The organism is Actinoplanes sp. NPDC051405, from assembly GCF_055586185.1.
This window is the reverse complement of sequence record NZ_JBVJIR010000005.1, coordinates 379,824-396,191: the sequence shown is the minus strand read 5'-3', so window position 1 is coordinate 396,191 and position 16,368 is coordinate 379,824. Positions and strand designations below refer to the sequence as shown.

The following is a 16,368-nucleotide window of genomic DNA, read 5'->3' as shown; positions in this document are numbered from 1 at the left end:
CTCTCGGCGGACCGCGGGCCGCGGGCCGGACGGCCCTTGTCCACAGGGTCTGTCGACCCCGGGCGCGATCGTGGCCCGGCCGGTAGGTTGAAGGCGTGGCGAGCAGCGTGTACGTGGCCGGGGTGGGCCCCGGCGTCGGTAAGGGCACAGTCGCCCTGGGGCTGGTCGAGTTGCTGTCCCGGCGGGTCGCCCGGATCGGCGTCTTCCGGCCGGTCGTCCCGGGCCACGGTGAGGATCCGCTGCTGACCCTGCTCACCACCCGCTACCCGGCCGTCGCTCCGTACGCGGATTCGTTCGGGGTCACGGTGGCCGAGGCCGCTGCCCTGGTCGCCGACGGCAAGCGCGAGGAGCTCATTTCCCGCATCGTCGAGCGCTACCGCGCGGTCGAGCGGCAGTGCGCCTCCGTGGTGGTGATCGGCAGCGACTTCTCCGACGGCCAGGAGGAGGGGCACGACGAGCTGCCCCGCGAGCTGGCCTTCAACGCGCGGCTGGCCAACGAGTTCGGCAGCGTGGTCCTGCCCGTCGTGGGTGGGCAGGGCCGGCGTTCCGATCTGCAGGCCGCGGTCGGCTCGGCGTACCACTCGCTTGTGGATCTGAACGCGACCGTGCTGGCCGTGATCGCCAACCGGGTGCCCGAGGGGGTTGCGCCACCCACCGGGCTGCCGGTGCCGGTCTGGGCCATCCCGGAGATCCCGATGATCGCCGCGCCCACCGTCGCGGAGGTCGCAGCCGCCCTCGACGCCACCGTGGTGACCGGTGGCGAGGCCGCCCTCGACCGGGACGTGCTCGACTACGTGGTCGGCGCGGCCCACGTGCCGGCCGTGCTCGACCACCTCACCGACGGGGCGCTGATCATCACCCCGGGCGACCGGGCCGACCTGCTGGTCGCCGCGAGCGCGGCGCACGCCGCCGGCAACGTGACGCTGGCCGGTCTGGTGCTGACCATCGGCGAGTTCCCCGATCCGCGCGCCGTGCGGGTCATCGAGCGGCTCAACACCGGGCTGGCCATGCTGGTGGTGCAGTCCGACAGCTACCACACGATCAGCGCGGCCGGCCGGATCGAGGCCAAGCTCAGCCCGGCCACCCCGCGCAAGGTCGAGGCGGCTCTGGGCGCCTTCGAGAAGCACGTGGACACGGCCGAGCTGACCCGGCTGCTCGACGTGACCCGGTCCAGCCGGGTGACACCGTTGATGTTCGAGAACGACCTGATCGAGCGGGCCCGCGCCGACCGGCGGCACCTGGTGCTGCCCGAGGGCACCGACGAGCGGATCCTGCGGGCCACCGAGACGCTGCTGCGCCGCGGCGTCGCCGACCTGACCCTGCTCGGCGACCCGGCCGAGATCACCCGCCGGGCCCGCGAGCTGGGCGTCGAGATCGGCGCGGCCCGGCTGATCGACCCGGCCACCAGCGAGTGGCGCGACGACTTCGCCAAGCAGTATGCGGAGCTGCGCAAACACCGGGCCGTGACCCTCGACCTGGCCTACGACGTGGTCCGCGACGTCAACTACTTCGGCACGATGATGGTCGCCACCGGGCGGGCCGACGGCATGGTCTCCGGGGCCAACCACACCACCGCCGCCACCATCCGGCCCGCCTTCGAGATCATCAAGACGGTGCCCGAGGTGTCCGTCGCCTCCAGCGTCTTCTTCATGCTGCTCGCCGACCGCGTGCTGGTCTACGGCGACTGCGCGGTCAACCCGGACCCCGACGCGGCCCAGCTCGCCGACATCGCCCTGTCGTCGGCGCAGACGGCCGCGGCGTTCGGCATCGAGCCGCGGGTCGCCATGCTGTCCTACTCGACCGGCAGCTCGGGCGCGGGCGCCGACGTGGAGAAGGTGGCCGCCGCGACCAAGCTGGTCCGCGAGCGCCGCCCCGACCTGCCCGTGGAGGGACCCATCCAGTACGACGCGGCGATCGACCCGGGCGTGGCGGCGACCAAGCTGCCCGAGAGCGTGGTGGCCGGCAAGGCGACCGTCTTCGTCTTCCCCGACCTCAGCTCGGGCAACAACACCTACAAGGCCGTGCAGCGTTCGGCCAACGCAGTGGCGGTCGGCCCGGTGATGCAGGGCCTGCGCCGCCCGGTCAACGACCTGTCCCGCGGCGCGACGGTCAAGGACATCGTCAACACTGTGGCGATCACCGCGATCCAGGCCCGCTCATGAAGATCCTCGTGCTCAACTCGGGCTCGTCCTCGGTCAAGTACCGCCTCTTCGACAGCACCGAGACCCTGGCCAAGGGCCTGATCGAACGCATCGGCGAGTCCGGCGGCGAAGCCGGCGACCACGAGGCCGCCCTGCAGCAGGTGATGGCCGCGGTCGACGTCGAAGGCCTCGGCGCGGTCGGGCACCGGGTCGTGCACGGCGGCAGCGAGTTCGGCCGGGCCACGGTCATCGACGACGAGCTCTTCGCCGTCATCGAGGGGCTGATCCCGCTCGCGCCCCTGCACAACCCGGCGGCACTCAGCGGCATCGCGGTCGCCCGCAAGCTGCTGCCCGACGTCCCCCAGGTCGCGGTCTTCGACACGGCGTTCCACCAGACGATTCCCCCGGACGGCGTGGCCTACGCGATCGACGCGTCCCTGGCGGAGCGCTGGCAGATCCGCCGCTACGGCTTCCACGGCACCTCGCACGCGTACGTGGCCCGCAAGACCGTTGAGCTGCTCGATCTGCCCGCCGACCGGGCCCGGGTGATCACCCTGCACCTGGGCAACGGCGCGAGCGCCTGCGCGGTCTCCGGCGGCCGGAGCGTGGCGACGTCGATGGGCATGTCCCCGCAGTCCGGGCTCGTGATGGGCACCCGCAGCGGCGACGTCGACCCGACGGTGATCTTCCACCTGCACCGGGTCGCCGGGCTCCCGATCGAGGAGATCGAACGCTCTCTGACCCGCTTCGCCGGCCTCCAGGGCCTCGCGGGCGAGAACGACATGCGGGCGGTGCAGGAGCTCCGGGCGGCGGGCGACCCGGCGGCGACGCTGGCCTTCGACGTCTACTGCCGGCGGATCAAGGAGTACGTGGGCGCCTACCTGGCGGTGCTGGGCGGCGCGGACGCGATCACGTTCACCGCGGGCGTCGGCGAGAACTCACCGGAGGTCCGCGCCGCGGCGCTGGCCGGCCTGGCGGAGCTGGGCATCACAATCGACGAGGCCCGCAACGAACGCGGCGACCGGATCATCTCGCCCGAGGGGGCGCGGGTGCGGGTCTGCGTGGTCCCGACGGACGAGGAGCTGGAGATCGCCCAGCAGGTGACGGCCGCACTCGAGAAGTGAGCCGGAGGCGAGGCCGCGGGCCGCCGGGCGGCCGGTGTGGCCGGGTGGGTCAGGTTGAGGCCGCGAGCCGCCGGGCAGGCCAGGTGTGGCCGGGCGGGCTGCGTAGAGGCCGGGCAGGCCAAGTGAGGCCGGGCAGGCCAAGTGAGGCCGGGCAGGCCAAGTGAGGCCGGGCGGGCTGCGTAGAGGCCGGGCAGGCCAAGTGAGGCCGGGCGGGCTGCGTAGAGGCCGGGCAGGCCAAGTGTGGCCGGGTTGAGGCTGGGTTGAGGCCGGGCGGGCCGGGTGCGGCGGGCGGTGACCCGCTCGCGTCCCGGCCCGCGCTCAGCCCGGGTAGGTCGGCGCGGTCCTGGTCAGCCCAGGGCCAGCCAGGCGATCACGGCGATCAGAACGATCGCGACCGCGACGGCGCCGATGATCAGCGGGGTCTTGGAGGCGGCTGGCGGCTCCTGCGGCGTGCTCTGCGTGAAGGCGCGGAACGCCTCGGTGTTGCCGCTCGGGTCGACGGTGTTGTCAGGCATGCGCACGACCATAGCGAAGCCGGGCACCCCCGCGACAGTGCGTCCCGGCCTCCTAGCAGGGCGTTCGTCCCGTCCGTCGAGATATCACCCGTTCGTGGGTGTGTCCGGGACTGCCCGCGCCGACGCCCGCCGCCGGGAGAGCCGGGCACACTTGGCGGATGGGACGCCGTACCGTCGCGCTTCTGCTCGCTGCCGTCTGCGCGACCGGCGCACTCACCTCATGCTCCGCCGAGCCGGCCCGCCAAGCGCCGCCGTCCCCCGCCGCGAGCGTCAGACCCAGCCTGGAGAGCAGCCCCGCGCCGACCCGCGGCCGGGCACCGGGCCGCACGTTCCCGGTCCAGACCCGCAAGCTGAAGCTCAGCCGCGGCCAGGACCGCCCGCTGCCCACCACCGTCTGGTATCCGGCCACCGGCGACGGCCCGTTCCCGGTCATCGTCTTCAGCCACGGCCTCACCGCGCGCCCGGGTGACTACGCCGACATCCTCGCCCGATGGGCCCGGGCCGGTTTTGTCGTCGCCGCGCCCGCCTACCCGCACACCTCCGCCGGCGTGGCCGACTTCGACGTCATCGACCTGCTCAACCAGCCGGCCGACGCCTCGTACGTGCTCACCCGGGTCCTCGCGCTCGGCGGCAAGGCGGGCGATCCGCTGCGCGGGCGCCTCGACCCGGGCCACGTCGCCGCCGCCGGGCACTCCGGCGGCGGCATCACCACGCTGGGGATGCTCACCGGCGCCCGGGACGACCGGCTCACCGCCGCGGTGGTCCTGGCCGGGCGGCAGGTGCTGCCCGCGGCCTTCACCGGCGCGCCGATTCCCGTGCTCTTCGTGCACGGCCGGCAGGACCGGACCGTGCGGTACGCCGACGGGCTCGCCGCCTTCGAAGCCGTGCCGTGGCCCAAAGCCCTGCTCACCCTGCCCGACGCCGGCCACGTCGTCACCAGCGGCGCGCAGTTCGACCTGGTGTCCGACGCCACCACCGACTTCTGGCGGTGGAGCCTCTACGGCGATGCCGGCGCCGGGCGGCGCCTCGAACGGCGTGACAACCTCGACAGCGACCTCTAGTGCAGGTGGTCGACGGCCACCTTGCCGAAGATCTCTCCCGAGTTGAGCCGGGCGAAGGCGTCGCTCACCGCGGAGAAGCCGTAGGTCGAGTCGATCACCGGACGGATGTCGCGTTCGACGCACAGGTCCAGCAGGGCGGCCAGTTCCTCGGCCGTGCCCATCGTGCTGCCCAGGATCTCCAGCTGCATCATGAAGACACGGCGCAGGTCGACCTTGGGGAACGGGCCGCCGGTCGCGCCGCACACCACGATGCGGGCGCCGGGGGCCGAACACTTCAGCGAGTGCTCGAAGGTCGGCGCGCCCACCGACTCGATCACCACGTCCACGCGTTCGGGCAGGCGGGCGCCCGGCTCGACCGCGGTGGCGCCCAGTTCGGTGATGCGCTCCCGCTTGGTGGCGTCGCGGCTGGTCGCGTACACCCGTTTGCCGAGCGCGGTCGCGAGCGCGACGGCGGCAGTGGCCACCCCGCCGCCCGCGCCCTGCACCAGGACCGACCCGGCGTCGGCGACGCGGCCGCGCGCGGTGAGCATGTGGTACGCGGTCAGCCAAGCAGTGGGCAGGCAGGCCGCGTCCAGGAACGAGATGCCGGCGGGCTTGGGCACCAGGTTCTCCGCCGGTACGGCGACCCGCTCGGCCAGCGTGCCCGGCCAGCGCTCGGACAACAGCGAGAAGCCCCGCGGGTCCCCCGGATCCTTGATCACCGGGTAGACGACGACCTCGTTGCCGTCGCTGTCCACACCGGACGCGTCACACCCGAGGATCATCGGCAGCCGGTCGGCGGGCAGGCCGACGCCCCGCAGCGACCAGATCTCATGATGGTTGAGCGAGCTGGCCCGCACATCGACGGTCACCCAGCCGTCCGGCGGGGACGGCTCGGGCTGGTCACCGACGGACAGTCCGGCTAGCGGCTCGTCGGGCTTCGTCGCACTGGCATAGGCGGCTCGCATACTCCGCAGCTTAGGCCGGACCCGCCGATCCTGTCGCCGGCCCGGCGCGGCTCACCCAATGCCGGGCACGGCCAAGCGGACGCCTGGCACGCAAAGCCGGGCCTGTGGGGGATCGGCGCGATCAACCTGCTGACCAGGCCCGCGGTCAAGGACCCGCGGGGCAGGGCGGATGGACGCCCTGCCCCGTGGACCGCGAAGCTCAGACCAGCGCCACCGGCGCGGCCGGCCGCGCGACGAACCGCGCCACCCCGTCTTGCTCAGCCGCCCGGGCCACTGCCTCGGCCACCGCCGGAGCAACCCGCGGATCCAACGCCGACGGCACGATCGCGTCCGCCCGCAGCTCGTCCGCCACGACCTCCGCGATCGCCTCGGCCGCCGCCATCTTCATCCGCTCGGTGATCCGGGTGGCCCGGGCATCCAGCGCCCCCCGGAAGATGCCGGGGAAGGCCAGCACGTTGTTGATCTGGTTGGGGAAGTCGCTGCGGCCGGTCGCGACGATGGCCGCGTACTTGTGGGCCAGCGCCGGCGGGACCTCCGGCGTCGGGTTGGCCAGGGCGAAGATGATGCCGCCCGGCGCCATGCCGGCCAGCGCGTTCTCCTCGATCTGGCCGCCGGAGACGCCGATCAGCACGTCGGCGCCGATCAGCGCCTCCTTGATGCCACCGGTACGCCCGGAGTAGTTCGTACCCTCCGCCAGCGCCGCCTTCGTCTCGGTCAGACCCGGGCGGTCCGCGTGGATGATGCCCTGGGAGTCGCAGACGATGACGTTCGCGCCCTGGATGCCCGCCGCGATCAGGGTGTTCGTGATGGCCACCCCGGCCGCACCCGCGCCGCTGATCACCACTCGCAGGTCGGCGAAGCGCCGGCCGAGCAGAGCGACCGCGTTGCGCAGCGCGGCGAGCACGACGATCGCGGTGCCGTGCTGGTCGTCGTGGAAGACCGGGATGTCCAGCGCCTCGTCGAGGCGGCGCTCGATCTCGAAGCAGCGCGGCGCGCTGATGTCCTCCAGGTTGATCCCGCCGAACGAGGGACCGAGCGCCTTGACCACGGCGATGATCCCCTCGATGTCCTGGGTGTCGAGGCAGATCGGGATGGCGTCGACGCCGCCGAACTGCTTGAACAGCACGGCCTTGCCTTCCATGACCGGCATCGCGGCCTTCGGGCCGATGTTGCCCAGCCCCAGCACGGCCGAGCCGTCGGTGACGACGGCCACCGTGTTGGCCGTCCAGGTGTAGTCGGCGGCGAGCTCGGGATCGGCGGCGATCGCCTCGCAGACCCGGGCCACGCCCGGGGTGTAGGCGCGGGACAGATCGTCGCGGCTGGACAGCGGGACGGTGCAGGTGATCGCCATCTTTCCCTGCTTGTGCAGGTCGAAGACGGGGTCGGCAGCCAGGGCAGGGTCGAGCTCAAAACTGAAAAAGGACACAGGGACTCCAGGACACGCATCGGAACGTCGGTGTGCCAGCCGGACTCGCGCGAGTCTGCGCGGTCCGACGTGCGATGCGGGGGTCACCCGGGACAAGCAACCGCAAGATTCAGGTGTGCTGCGGTTAACGCAGGTTAACTTAGCCGACCCGGACGCGGCCAGTAGCGAAACACCACTTGTCCGATGACATCCGCCACCCCGTGGGTGCGGGAGTCATCGGTGACGAACTCGTTGTCACCCTCGACCCACCAGCCCCCCTCGTGCGGGCGGATCGCCCGTTTGACGACCAGCAGTTCCGGCCGGCCCCGGAAGCGGGCCACCACGACCGACTGCGGCCTGACCCGCCGGACACGCCGCACCAGCAGGGCATCTCCGCCGTGCAGGGTGGGTGCCATGGACGGCCCTCGCACCAGTACGGCGAAGAGCGGCAATTGCCAAGACATGGCATCAATCCCGGGGTCGAGGTTCGGTGTTCCGGTAAGGGGTAGTGTCGACTCGGATCATCGCAAACGTATGGAGGGGTCCTGATGCGACTTCCGCGTATTTTCACGCCGCGCACCGTGGTCAGCGCGCACTGCGACCTGCCCTGTGGGGTGTACGACCCGGCGCAGGCACGCATCGAGGCGGAGTCGGTGAAGGCCATCGCTGAGAAGTACCAGGCGAACACCGACCCCGAGTTCCGCACCCGCGCCATCCTCATCAAGGAGCAGCGCGCCGAGCTGGTCAAGCACCACCTGTGGGTGCTCTGGACCGACTACTTCAAGGCGCCGCACTTCGAGAAGTACCCGAACCTGAACCAGCTGTTCAACGAGGCCACCAAGCTCGCCGGCGCGTCCGGCGCCAAGGGTTCGATGGACCCCGCGGTCGGCGAGCAGCTGCTGGCCAAGATCGAGGAGATCTCCAAGATCTTCTGGGAGACCAAGCAGGCGTGAGCCCCGCAACGATCCGGCCGGTACGTCACGACGACGTGCCGGCCGTTGTCGCGATGGTGCACGAGCTCGCCGAGTTCGAGCGCGCCGCGGACTCCTGCCACCTCACCGAGGAGCAGCTGCGCACGGCGCTGTTCGGTGCCCACCCGGCGGTGTTCGGCCACGTCGCGGTCGACGCCGACGACGCCCCGTACGGTTTCACGCTCTGGTTCCTGAATTTCTCCACGTGGGAGGGAACGCACGGCGTCCACCTGGAGGACCTGTACGTCCGCCCGCATGCCCGCGGCACCGGCGCGGGTGCCGCGCTGCTCGCCGCACTGGCCCAGGTCTGCGTGGAACGGGGCTACAAGCGCCTCGAGTGGGTGATGCTGGACTGGAATCCGGCCGCGGAGTTCTACGCCGCGATCGGGGCCGAGGTCGTGGCCGACTGGCTGCCGTACCGGCTCTCCGGTGCCGCACTGACCCAACTCGCTGAGCGCGCCTCCCCCGTCAGGGGCTAGAGTTCCGTCCATTGGGAGGATGGGGTCGGTGACTCAGCTGCAGACAACGCATCCGGAGCCGGCGTTCGGTGACGACGTCGTGCTGCTGACCGTGCCCGCCGACGGCGGGTACCTCGGCGTGCTCCGTACAGCCACGGCCGGCCTCGCTGCCCGCCTGCACTTCGCGCTCGACGAGATCGAGGACCTGCGCATCGCGGTCGACGAGGCCTGCGCCATGCTGCTGGCCATCGCCACCCGCGGCGCCGAGCTCGAGTGCCGCTTCGCGGTCACCGACGATGCGCTCACAGTCGAGGTGACGGTGTCGACAGTGCGCGGCGCCCGGCTGCCGTCGGAGTCCTCTTTCGCGTGGAAGGTGCTGACCGCGCTGACCACGTCGGCGTCCGCCGAGGCGACCGGCCGGCACGCCACCATCCGGCTGCTGACCCGCCGCACCGAGATCTGACCCGCTCTCCTCAGGGTCAGCGCGCGGTCGCCACCATGATGTAGTCCAGGTGGCGCCGGCCGACCTCCATGGCGGCCGCCGAGTCGCCGGCTTTCACACACGTCAGCAGCTCACGGTGGTCGGCGTCGATGCGCCCCCAGTAGTCGTCGGGCAGGTTCTCGACGATCTCCTCGCCGTAGGTGACGTGGTAGAGCGGGCGGGTGACCAGCTCGAACAGCGGATTGCCGGTAGCCGAGGCGATCGCCGCGTGGAAGGCCGCATGCGCGGCCAGCATGGTCTCGAGCTCGTCCAGGTCGGGATCGAACATCGCGCCGCGCATCTCGATCAGATTCGCATCCGTACGGCGTTGCGCGGCGAGCCCGGCGGCCGGCACCTCCAGGGCGCGGCGCAGCTCCAGCAGATCGGCCATACCCACTTCGGCGGAGTTGCTGAGCAGGGTGAGCCCGGTGGAGAGCGCCTCGGAGAGCTGCTCGGCGTCGGGGTGCGCGACGAAGCTGCCGCCCGTGACACCCCGGGTGGTGACGATCAGGTGCTGACTGGCCAGCAGTCGTAACGCCTCGCGGACGGTGCTGCGGCTCACCCCCGAGCGCACGCACAGCTCAGGCTCCGGTGGCAGCCGCTCGCCGGGCTGCAACCGACCCGACGTGATCTCGTCGCGCAGTTCGTCCGCCAAAAGCTGGTACGCCGGCGGGCGCACCGTCGGTCCGGCCACTGCCCTCACCCCCTTGTGATCCGCCCACTCAGAGTAGGCCGTCGGGCGCAGGTGGGAAGGGGGCTTCAGTCGAGTCCGAGAGCGCGCGTGGTCGGCGGCAGCACACAGAGCAGTCCGACACCGGCGCCGAGCACCATCAGCAGCGCGCCGATCCACGCCGTACCGGTCTGGAGCAGGAAGCCGCCGGAGGCGATCACGAAGAGCTGCACGACGATGGCCGGGCCGCGGGCGTGTGACGAGCGCCGCGCCAGCGCGCGAGCGACGAAGACCACAGCGACGGCCGCGACGGCCGCGAAACCGGTGAGCGCTATGGCGACCGCGATGCTGCCGGCTTCGGCGGTGAAGTCCAGCACCAGCAGGTACGCGGTCAGCACCACGAGCGCGACTGCCTCCGCGAAGAGCAGGCGTACCGCCCAGACCAGCGTCGCCGGGGGATCGAGTTCTCGGGGGGTCACCGCTGTACGATACCGGCCAGCTCAGAGCCTTCCTGAGAGGTACAGTGCCGCCCATGCGAGCGTTACTGGTGGTTAATCCCAAAGCCACCACGACGAATGAGCGCAGCCGCGACGTCCTGGTCCGGGCCCTGCGCAGCGAGGTCGACCTGACCGTCGAATACACCCTGAAGCGCGGTCACGCCGCGGGTCTGGCGCGGGCGGCGGCCGAGAGCGGCGTCGATCTGGTGGTGACGCTCGGCGGGGACGGCACGGTGAACGAGGCCGTGAACGGGCTGATGACCGCCGACCCCGGGCTCGCGGCCCGGGGCACCGCACCGGCCTTCCGTCTGCCGGCGCTCGCCGTCGTCCCGGGTGGCTCCACCAACGTCTTCGCCCGCGCGCTGGGGTTGCCGCGCGACTGGGTCGACGGCACCAGTGTGATTCTCGGCGGGCTGCGCTCGGGCCGGCACCGGGTGATCGGGCTCGGCCGGGCCGACGACCGCTACTTCACCTTCACGGCCGGGCTCGGGCTGGACGCGGCCGTGGTGCGCCGGGTCGAGCAGGCGCGGCTGCGCGGCCGCACGTCGACACCTTCGCTGTATGTCCGCTCGATGATCGGGCAGATCTTCTCGGGCGAGGACCGTAAGTCGCCGCCGCTCTCGATCGAGCGACCCGGCGAGGAGCCGGAGACCGGTCTGGGCACCGTCATCATCCAGAACACGGCCCCGTGGACCTATGTCGGCGACCGCGCCATCAACCCGAACCCCGAGGCCTCGTTCGACCGGGGACTTGACCTGCTGGCCGTTCGTAACCTATACATCGCCAGCACAACACGGACAGTGACGCAGATGGTCTCCCGCAACGCGGATCCGCACGGCAAGCACGTGCTCCGCCTGCACGACCAGGCCGAGTTCACCGTGATCGCCAGCCGCCCGCAGCCCTTCCAGCTCGACGGGGACTACCTGGGCGAACGCCAGAAGGTGCACTTCCTGTCCGTTCCCGAGGCGCTACGTGTGATCTGCTGAGGATCGGGTACGCCGATCGGAACCTCATCACGATCTGTTACAGAAAGACGGGCAAAAGGTCGGCAACGCGGCGCGTACCGTACTACATTGATGGGAGCGGTCGTCCGCCGGTCCTGGAAGAACGCCCAGAACCGGACAAAGGGGTCGTGAGCTAGCTCACCCGCTCGGAGAATTTCCGAGCGCTACCCTTGACATCGCGGGAGTTCGTGAAAGCATTCACAAGCGATAAGAAGTAACCCGATGCCGCTCCTGCACGTTCCTTAATCCAGAAGGCACGGAACGGCATCGCGCACAAAGCTTGCTCACGCACCGGTGATCTGACGAACGCTGTCCGTCGGTCCCGGCGCGGATGCAGATAAAAGTAAGTAGCACCATTCTCTACCCAATCCAGAAACAAGGAGTGTTGCCGCCATGGACTGGCGTCACCATGCGATCTGCCGCGACGAGGACCCGGAGCTGTTCTTCCCGATCGGGACGTCTGGCCCCGCACTCCTGCAGGTCGAGCAGGCCAAGGCCGTCTGCCGGCGGTGTACCGTGACCGAGTCGTGCCTCGCCTGGGCGCTCGAGTCCGGACAGGACGCCGGCGTATGGGGCGGTATGAGCGAGGACGAGCGGCGCGCAGTCAAGCGTCGCGGCGGCCTCCGGGTCAGTGCCCCTACCGCCTGAACAATCCCCTCACAGCATTCACGCCCCGGGCCACATCGGCTCCGGGGCGTCGTGCTGTCCGGGCCCTCCCGCTGACCGACTCCGATCATCGGCTGTTTCGATACGATTACGCCACGCAATGGTGACGCACGGCATGAATGCGATCACGGCCGCCCGCGAAATGATCTCGAAATTACCGTTATCGCAGCCACTATTCGTCGATGCCCGCCCACCCTCCGCAGTGGACATCCCCGCAGCCGAACGATCACTCCATGTGGTCACTCCCAAGCGTGACGGCCCGTGACCGTGTCACCCAGGTGACCGAGCGTGCCGGGGCGGGCGGCAGGCGGGTCTGGTGTCGACCGTCAGGAGCAATGCCAACAGCCGCACGGCCAGCGAAGATCGACCGCCTCATCGGCGCCCCGACCCGGGTGGGGCGGCCACTTTCTCTCAAGCAGCGAGAGCACCGGGACCAGCGAGGGCATCAACCGGACCAGCCCCAACCTCCAGCACCCGCCCGCCAACCAGCTCAGCCACAGCGGGAACATCCGTCAACGGCTCACCCACCGCACCGACCCCGGCCTCCCGAGCCGAAGCCACCGCCGAATCCCACAGCAACCCAGGCGCGAGGAAGTACGAAACCAGAGCAACCCGCTCGTACCCGGCACCTCGGAGATCACGAACGACGTCACCGGACAGCGGCGGGGCGGCCGAGGCATACGCCACCCGGCACGGCACCCCCAGACGCGCGCTCAGGGCCGCCGCAGCCTGCTCCACCGTCGTGCGTGCCGCGGCGTTGCGGGTGCCGGCCGCCGCCAGCACCAGCGCATCCGCCGCAACCGGACCCAGCCGCGTCACCAGACCGTCCAGCAGCAGCCCGGGCACGCGTCCGCCGACCGGCCCCAGCACCTCCGCCTGCGAAACGTCCAGCCCCGGGTGCTCAGCCCGGGCCGCGGTGATCTCGCCCGGCACGTCCACCCGGCCGTGGTACGCCGAGGTCAGCAACAACGGGACCAGCACCGCCCGCCGGTGGCCGGCCTCGGCGTACGAGGCCAGCACCTCCCGCGGGCGCGGGCCGGCATGGTCGAGGTAAGAGGCTCGCACCTCCCACTCCGGGTGCCGAGCCGAGACAGCCCGGGTCAGCGCCTCGGTCGCGCGGGCCGCGCGTGGGTCACGGCTGCCGTGGGCGGTCAGCGTGACGGCTAGACGTGCAGGCCGCATTCGGTCTTCTCGAACATCGCCCAGCGACCCGCGCGGGGGTCCTCGCCGGCCTTGGTGCGCCGGGTGCACGGCCAGCAGCCGATCGAGCCGTACCCCTTCTTGAAGAGCTCGTTGACCGGCACGTTCCAGCGGGCGATGTAGCGGTCCACGTCGGCCTGGGTCCAGGCCGCGATCGGGTTGACCTTGACCTTGCCCTTCTTGGCGTCGAACGCCACGACCGGGGTGTTCGCCCGGGTCGGGGACTCGTCGCGGCGCAGGCCGGTGGCCCACGAGTCGTAGTCGCTCAGGGCGCGCTCGAGCGGCTCGACCTTGCGCAGGAAGCAGCATTCGTCGGGGCTGCGGGCGAAGAGCCGGGGCCCGAACTCGCCGTCCTGCTGACCGACCGTCATCCGCGGGCGGATCGAGCGCACGTTGACGTCCATCGTGCGGGCCACCGTGTCGCGGACCTTGAGGGTCTCGGGGAAGTGCAGGCCGGTGTCGAGGAACACCACGTCCACCCCGGGCGAGACCCGGGAGAACAGGTGCGCGACGACCGCGTCGGCCATCGAGCTGGTCACGCAGAAGCGGTCGCCGAAGGTGCTGGTCGCCCAGCGGGCGATCTCCTCGGCGGGGGCGCCCTCGAGCGCGACGCCGGCCGCATCGGCCAGCGCCTTCAGCTCGACAGCGTTGCGGCGGGTCGGATCGGCCGGGGCGGCGGGGGCCCCGAGGGACACCAGTCCCAGACCGGCGGCGGTCACCACAGTCATCGGTTCACTCCCTTGGCGAGCAGTCCGTTGAACTTGACCGTGAAAACACGGGCGCAGGAGTGGCACTCCCAGGCACCGTGCGAAGCCTCGTTGGGACGAAGGTCCTCTTCACCGCAGTAGGGGCAGTAGAGCGGGGCTGATCTCGCATCGCTCATTTCACGAGCTCCTCTTCGGCCCGGATGACCCAGTCGGCGAAGGACTCACCGTCGCCGCGGCCGGCCAGGTAGTTGCGGGCGAGGCGCTCCACGTACCCGGGGAGCTCCTCCGCGGTGGCCTTCAGGCCCCGCACCTTGCGGCCGAAACCGGCGGTCTGGCCCTGCGCCATGCCGAGGCCGCCGCCGAGGTGGATCTGGAAGCCCTCGACCTGCTCGCCGTGCTCGTTCATGACGAGCATGCCCTTGAGGCCGATGTCGGCCACCTGGGTGCGGGCGCAGGCGTTGGGGCAGCCGTTGATGTGGATCGAGATGTCGGCGTCGAAGTCGCGCAGCCGCTCCTCCAGCCGGGCGACGAGCTCCTCGCCGCGGGCCTTGGTCTCGACGATCGCGAGCTTGCAGTACTCGATGCCGGTGCAGGCCATGGTGCCGCGGCGCCAGGCCGACGGCCGGGCCTCCAGCCCGATCCCGCGCAGGCCCGCGACCAGCGGTTCGACCTGGTCGTCGGCGATGTCCAGGACCAGGAGCTTCTGGTACGGGGTGAGCCGCACCCGGTCGGATCCGTGTGCCGCCACCAGGTCGGCCAGCTTGCTGAGCTGCACGCCGGAGGAACGGCCGACGACCGGCGCCGCACCCACGTAGTTCCGGCCGTCCCGCTGCTTGTGCACGCCGATGTGGTCGATCGGCTTGGCGGGCAGCTCGGGCGGCGGCCCGTCCACCAGCGCCCGGCCCAGGTACTCCTTCTCCAGGACCTCGCGGAACTTCGCCACGCCCCAGTCGGCCAGGAGGAACTTCAGCCGGGCCCGGTTACGCAGCCGCCGGTAGCCGTAGTCGCGGAAGATGCCGACGACGCCCTCCCAGACGTCCGGGATGTCCTCGAGCGGGACCCAGACACCGAGCCGCTCGGCCAGCCGCGGGTTGGTGGAGAGGCCGCCGCCGACCCAGAGGTCGAAGCCGGGACCGTGCACCGGGTGCACCACACCCAGCAGCGAGATGTCGTTGACCTCGTGCGGCGTGTCCGCCAGCCAGGAGATCGAGGTCTTGAACTTGCGGGGCAGGTTCGAGTAGCGCGGGTCGCCGATGTAGCGGCGGAGGATCTCGTCGATGGCCCACGTGGGGTCGACGACCTCGTCCGGCGAGACCCCGGCGACCGGGCTGCCGAGCACGATGCGCGGGCAGTCGCCGCACGCCTCGGTGGTCTGCAGGCCGACGGCCTCGAGCCGGCGCCAGATCTCCGGCATGTCCTCGACCCGGATCCAGTGCAGCTGGATGTTCTGCCGGTCGGTGATGTCGGCGGAATCGCGGCCGAACTCGGTGGAGATCTCCGCGATGGTCCGCAGCTGGGCGAGATTGAGCGTGCCGCCGTCGATGCGGACGCGGAGCATGAAGTACTCGTCTTCGAGCTCGTGCGGCTCGAGCACCGCGGTGCGGCCGCCGTCGATCCCCGCCTTGCGCTGGGTGTAGAGCCCCCACCAGCGGAAACGCCCCCGCAGGTCCTGCGGGTCGATGCCCGCGAAGCCGGTGTGGGCGTAGATGTTCTCGATCCGGGCCCGGACGTTGAGCGGGTTGTCGTCCTTCTTGATCCGCTCGTTCGGGTTCAGCGGCTCGCGGTGTCCGAGCGCCCACTGGCCCTCGCCACGCGCCTTACGGGGGCGAGCGGCGGGCTTGGTGGCCGGGGTGCTGTCCAGCGCCATGTCGGCGTTCCTCCAGGTAATTCTGCCGGTGGGCGCGCTGCACGCGGTCGGCTCCTGTGAGGGCTCGCGACTTCAATGTCTGGCGAGGGCCGGCGCGTCGTGCGCGCCCGAAAAAGAGAGATCGGGCGGCGTCAGGAAGCCGGACACATCGCGCTGCGGACACGGCCGTAATCAACGTGGCGACGGGCCACGAAGCGGCGGTCAACTGCAGCGGTCATGCCGGTAAGCCTCTCACGCGAGACCCTTTACGGCCAGTGCGGTCCAGATTCCGGGAGTGTGGCGGCGGACACCGTGAGTCAGAGGTCCTGAGCAGCGTCCTGCCGGCGGTGCCACAGCAGCCGCAACCACTCGTTGGCGCCCGCCGCCGGCTCCACGGACGGCACCGGCGTCGGCGCGGTCTCCACCAGCTGCAACAGCCGCCAGGCCAGGCCGAAACACTCGTCGTCGCCGAAACCGCGCACGAGCAACCGGGCCTCCTCGTCGCTCACCGGCCACCGCACGGCCCGCAGGCGACGTTCCAGCTCGCCGAAGGCCGCGTCACCGGCCTCGGAGTTGTCCGCTTCGGACGGCAGGGGGCCCAACTCGACAAATCGAAGAACCTCACTACGGACACCCATTGGACGATCTTCACACAGCCGGGCGAAACCCGCAGGA

18 protein-coding genes are annotated in these 16,368 nt (G+C 71.0%); 8 read left to right on the top strand and 10 right to left on the bottom strand.

Going from position 1 to position 16,368, the window contains the following annotated elements:
* Positions 1-95: 95 nt before the first annotated feature.
* Together pta and ACZ6S4_RS14575 are read left to right on the top strand one after the other, a co-directional pair.
* On the top strand, positions 96-2,162 hold the full coding sequence (gene pta, locus ACZ6S4_RS14580) for a phosphate acetyltransferase (protein ID WP_465475374.1): 2,067 nt from the start codon (positions 96-98) through the stop codon (positions 2,160-2,162).
* Complete coding sequence (locus ACZ6S4_RS14575; RefSeq protein ID WP_465475373.1) at positions 2,159-3,265, top strand: acetate/propionate family kinase; 1,107 nt, start codon at positions 2,159-2,161, stop codon at positions 3,263-3,265. Before pta ends, ACZ6S4_RS14575 begins: the two co-directional genes overlap by 4 nt.
* A 347-nt stretch (positions 3,266-3,612) precedes the next feature.
* Here the strand turns inward: ACZ6S4_RS14575 and ACZ6S4_RS14570 are convergent, their stop codons facing one another.
* A complete protein-coding gene (locus tag ACZ6S4_RS14570; protein WP_360550479.1) occupies positions 3,613-3,780 on the bottom strand; it encodes a hypothetical protein in 168 nt (55 codons plus the stop codon).
* 158 nt (positions 3,781-3,938) lie between these two features.
* Here ACZ6S4_RS14570 and ACZ6S4_RS14565 point away from each other — a divergent pair, with 158 nt between their 5' ends.
* Positions 3,939-4,841 carry an alpha/beta hydrolase family protein gene (locus ACZ6S4_RS14565; protein ID WP_465475372.1) on the top strand — a complete coding sequence of 301 codons (903 nt, stop codon included), beginning with the start codon at positions 3,939-3,941 and terminating at the stop codon, positions 4,839-4,841.
* On the opposite strand, the gene ACZ6S4_RS14560 is transcribed toward ACZ6S4_RS14565, so the two are convergent.
* The 3 genes from ACZ6S4_RS14560 to ACZ6S4_RS14550 form a co-directional block, all read right to left on the bottom strand.
* Complete coding sequence (locus ACZ6S4_RS14560; protein WP_465475371.1) at positions 4,838-5,788, bottom strand: zinc-binding dehydrogenase; 951 nt, start codon at positions 5,786-5,788, stop codon at positions 4,838-4,840. The two genes, ACZ6S4_RS14565 and ACZ6S4_RS14560, sit on opposite strands and share 4 nt — an antisense overlap.
* 199 nt (positions 5,789-5,987) lie before the next feature.
* A complete protein-coding gene (locus ACZ6S4_RS14555; RefSeq protein WP_465475370.1) occupies positions 5,988-7,214 on the bottom strand; it encodes an NAD(P)-dependent malic enzyme in 1,227 nt (408 codons plus the stop codon).
* Positions 7,215-7,348: 134 nt separating this feature from the next.
* Positions 7,349-7,657, bottom strand: coding sequence for a S26 family signal peptidase (locus tag ACZ6S4_RS14550; protein ID WP_465475369.1), 309 nt, complete (start codon positions 7,655-7,657; stop codon positions 7,349-7,351).
* An 84-nt stretch (positions 7,658-7,741) separates the two neighbouring features.
* On the opposite strand from ACZ6S4_RS14550, the gene sodN reads away from it, so the two are divergent.
* Genes sodN through ACZ6S4_RS14535 form a run of 3 tightly spaced genes read left to right on the top strand, consistent with a single transcriptional unit; the run spans position 7,742 to position 9,085 of the window.
* Positions 7,742-8,146, top strand: a complete 405-nt coding sequence (sodN, locus tag ACZ6S4_RS14545) for a superoxide dismutase, Ni (RefSeq protein ID WP_203769414.1) — start codon at positions 7,742-7,744, stop codon at positions 8,144-8,146.
* Positions 8,147-8,199: 53 nt separating this feature from the next.
* Complete coding sequence (locus tag ACZ6S4_RS14540; protein ID WP_465475411.1) at positions 8,200-8,643, top strand: GNAT family N-acetyltransferase; 444 nt, start codon at positions 8,200-8,202, stop codon at positions 8,641-8,643.
* A gap of 19 nt (positions 8,644-8,662) precedes the next feature.
* Entirely contained in the window at positions 8,663-9,085 is a 423-nt protein-coding gene (locus tag ACZ6S4_RS14535) for an ATP-binding protein (RefSeq protein WP_125804420.1), read from the top strand.
* 16 nt (positions 9,086-9,101) lie between these two features.
* On the opposite strand, the gene ACZ6S4_RS14530 is transcribed toward ACZ6S4_RS14535, so the two are convergent.
* Positions 9,102-9,797 (bottom strand): FadR/GntR family transcriptional regulator, encoded by a 696-nt coding sequence (locus ACZ6S4_RS14530; protein WP_465475368.1) that lies wholly within the window; start codon positions 9,795-9,797, stop codon positions 9,102-9,104.
* Positions 9,798-9,862: 65 nt separating this feature from the next.
* A complete protein-coding gene (locus ACZ6S4_RS14525) occupies positions 9,863-10,252 on the bottom strand; it encodes a hypothetical protein (RefSeq protein ID WP_465475367.1) in 390 nt (129 codons plus the stop codon).
* Positions 10,253-10,305: 53 nt separating this feature from the next.
* Here ACZ6S4_RS14525 and ACZ6S4_RS14520 point away from each other — a divergent pair, with 53 nt between their 5' ends.
* On the top strand, positions 10,306-11,256 hold the full coding sequence (locus ACZ6S4_RS14520; RefSeq protein ID WP_465475366.1) for a diacylglycerol/lipid kinase family protein: 951 nt from the start codon (positions 10,306-10,308) through the stop codon (positions 11,254-11,256).
* 411 nt (positions 11,257-11,667) lie between these two features.
* A complete protein-coding gene (locus ACZ6S4_RS14515; RefSeq protein WP_203769420.1) occupies positions 11,668-11,922 on the top strand; it encodes a WhiB family transcriptional regulator in 255 nt (84 codons plus the stop codon).
* Positions 11,923-12,351: 429 nt separating this feature from the next.
* On the opposite strand, the gene ACZ6S4_RS14510 is transcribed toward ACZ6S4_RS14515, so the two are convergent.
* The 4 genes from ACZ6S4_RS14510 to ACZ6S4_RS14495 all read right to left on the bottom strand — a co-directional run bounded on the left by ACZ6S4_RS14510 (position 12,352) and on the right by ACZ6S4_RS14495 (position 16,331).
* Complete coding sequence (locus tag ACZ6S4_RS14510) at positions 12,352-13,122, bottom strand: sirohydrochlorin chelatase (protein WP_465475365.1); 771 nt, start codon at positions 13,120-13,122, stop codon at positions 12,352-12,354.
* Complete coding sequence (locus ACZ6S4_RS14505) at positions 13,104-13,868, bottom strand: phosphoadenylyl-sulfate reductase (protein WP_465475364.1); 765 nt, start codon at positions 13,866-13,868, stop codon at positions 13,104-13,106. The genes ACZ6S4_RS14510 and ACZ6S4_RS14505 overlap by 19 nt, the downstream gene beginning before the upstream one ends.
* A gap of 151 nt (positions 13,869-14,019) precedes the next feature.
* Positions 14,020-15,714 (bottom strand): nitrite/sulfite reductase, encoded by a 1,695-nt coding sequence (locus ACZ6S4_RS14500; protein ID WP_465475363.1) that lies wholly within the window; start codon positions 15,712-15,714, stop codon positions 14,020-14,022.
* A 296-nt stretch (positions 15,715-16,010) separates the two neighbouring features.
* Positions 16,011-16,331 (bottom strand): hypothetical protein, encoded by a 321-nt coding sequence (locus ACZ6S4_RS14495; RefSeq protein ID WP_465475362.1) that lies wholly within the window; start codon positions 16,329-16,331, stop codon positions 16,011-16,013.
* Between the last annotated feature and the right edge of the window lie 37 nt (positions 16,332-16,368).

Bases quoted from the DNA above. Each gene is read 5' to 3' on its own strand.
- ACZ6S4_RS14495 (WP_465475362.1), bottom strand. From the start codon at position 16,331: ATGGGTGTCCGTAGTGAGGTTCTTCGATTTGTCGAGTTGGGCCCCCTG.
- ACZ6S4_RS14565 (WP_465475372.1), top strand. From the start codon at position 3,939: ATGGGACGCCGTACCGTCGCGCTTCTGCTCGCTGCCGTCTGCGCGACC.
- ACZ6S4_RS14515 (WP_203769420.1), top strand. From the start codon at position 11,668: ATGGACTGGCGTCACCATGCGATCTGCCGCGACGAGGACCCGGAGCTG.
- ACZ6S4_RS14510 (WP_465475365.1), bottom strand. From the start codon at position 13,122: ATGCGGCCTGCACGTCTAGCCGTCACGCTGACCGCCCACGGCAGCCGT.
- ACZ6S4_RS14550 (WP_465475369.1), bottom strand. From the start codon at position 7,657: ATGTCTTGGCAATTGCCGCTCTTCGCCGTACTGGTGCGAGGGCCGTCC.
- ACZ6S4_RS14500 (WP_465475363.1), bottom strand. From the start codon at position 15,714: ATGGCGCTGGACAGCACCCCGGCCACCAAGCCCGCCGCTCGCCCCCGT.
- sodN (WP_203769414.1), top strand. From the start codon at position 7,742: ATGCGACTTCCGCGTATTTTCACGCCGCGCACCGTGGTCAGCGCGCAC.
- ACZ6S4_RS14535 (WP_125804420.1), top strand. From the start codon at position 8,663: ATGGGGTCGGTGACTCAGCTGCAGACAACGCATCCGGAGCCGGCGTTC.
- ACZ6S4_RS14520 (WP_465475366.1), top strand. From the start codon at position 10,306: ATGCGAGCGTTACTGGTGGTTAATCCCAAAGCCACCACGACGAATGAG.
- ACZ6S4_RS14575 (WP_465475373.1), top strand. From the start codon at position 2,159: ATGAAGATCCTCGTGCTCAACTCGGGCTCGTCCTCGGTCAAGTACCGC.
- ACZ6S4_RS14505 (WP_465475364.1), bottom strand. From the start codon at position 13,868: ATGACTGTGGTGACCGCCGCCGGTCTGGGACTGGTGTCCCTCGGGGCC.
- ACZ6S4_RS14560 (WP_465475371.1), bottom strand. From the start codon at position 5,788: ATGCGAGCCGCCTATGCCAGTGCGACGAAGCCCGACGAGCCGCTAGCC.
- ACZ6S4_RS14540 (WP_465475411.1), top strand. From the start codon at position 8,200: ATGGTGCACGAGCTCGCCGAGTTCGAGCGCGCCGCGGACTCCTGCCAC.
- ACZ6S4_RS14570 (WP_360550479.1), bottom strand. From the start codon at position 3,780: ATGCCTGACAACACCGTCGACCCGAGCGGCAACACCGAGGCGTTCCGC.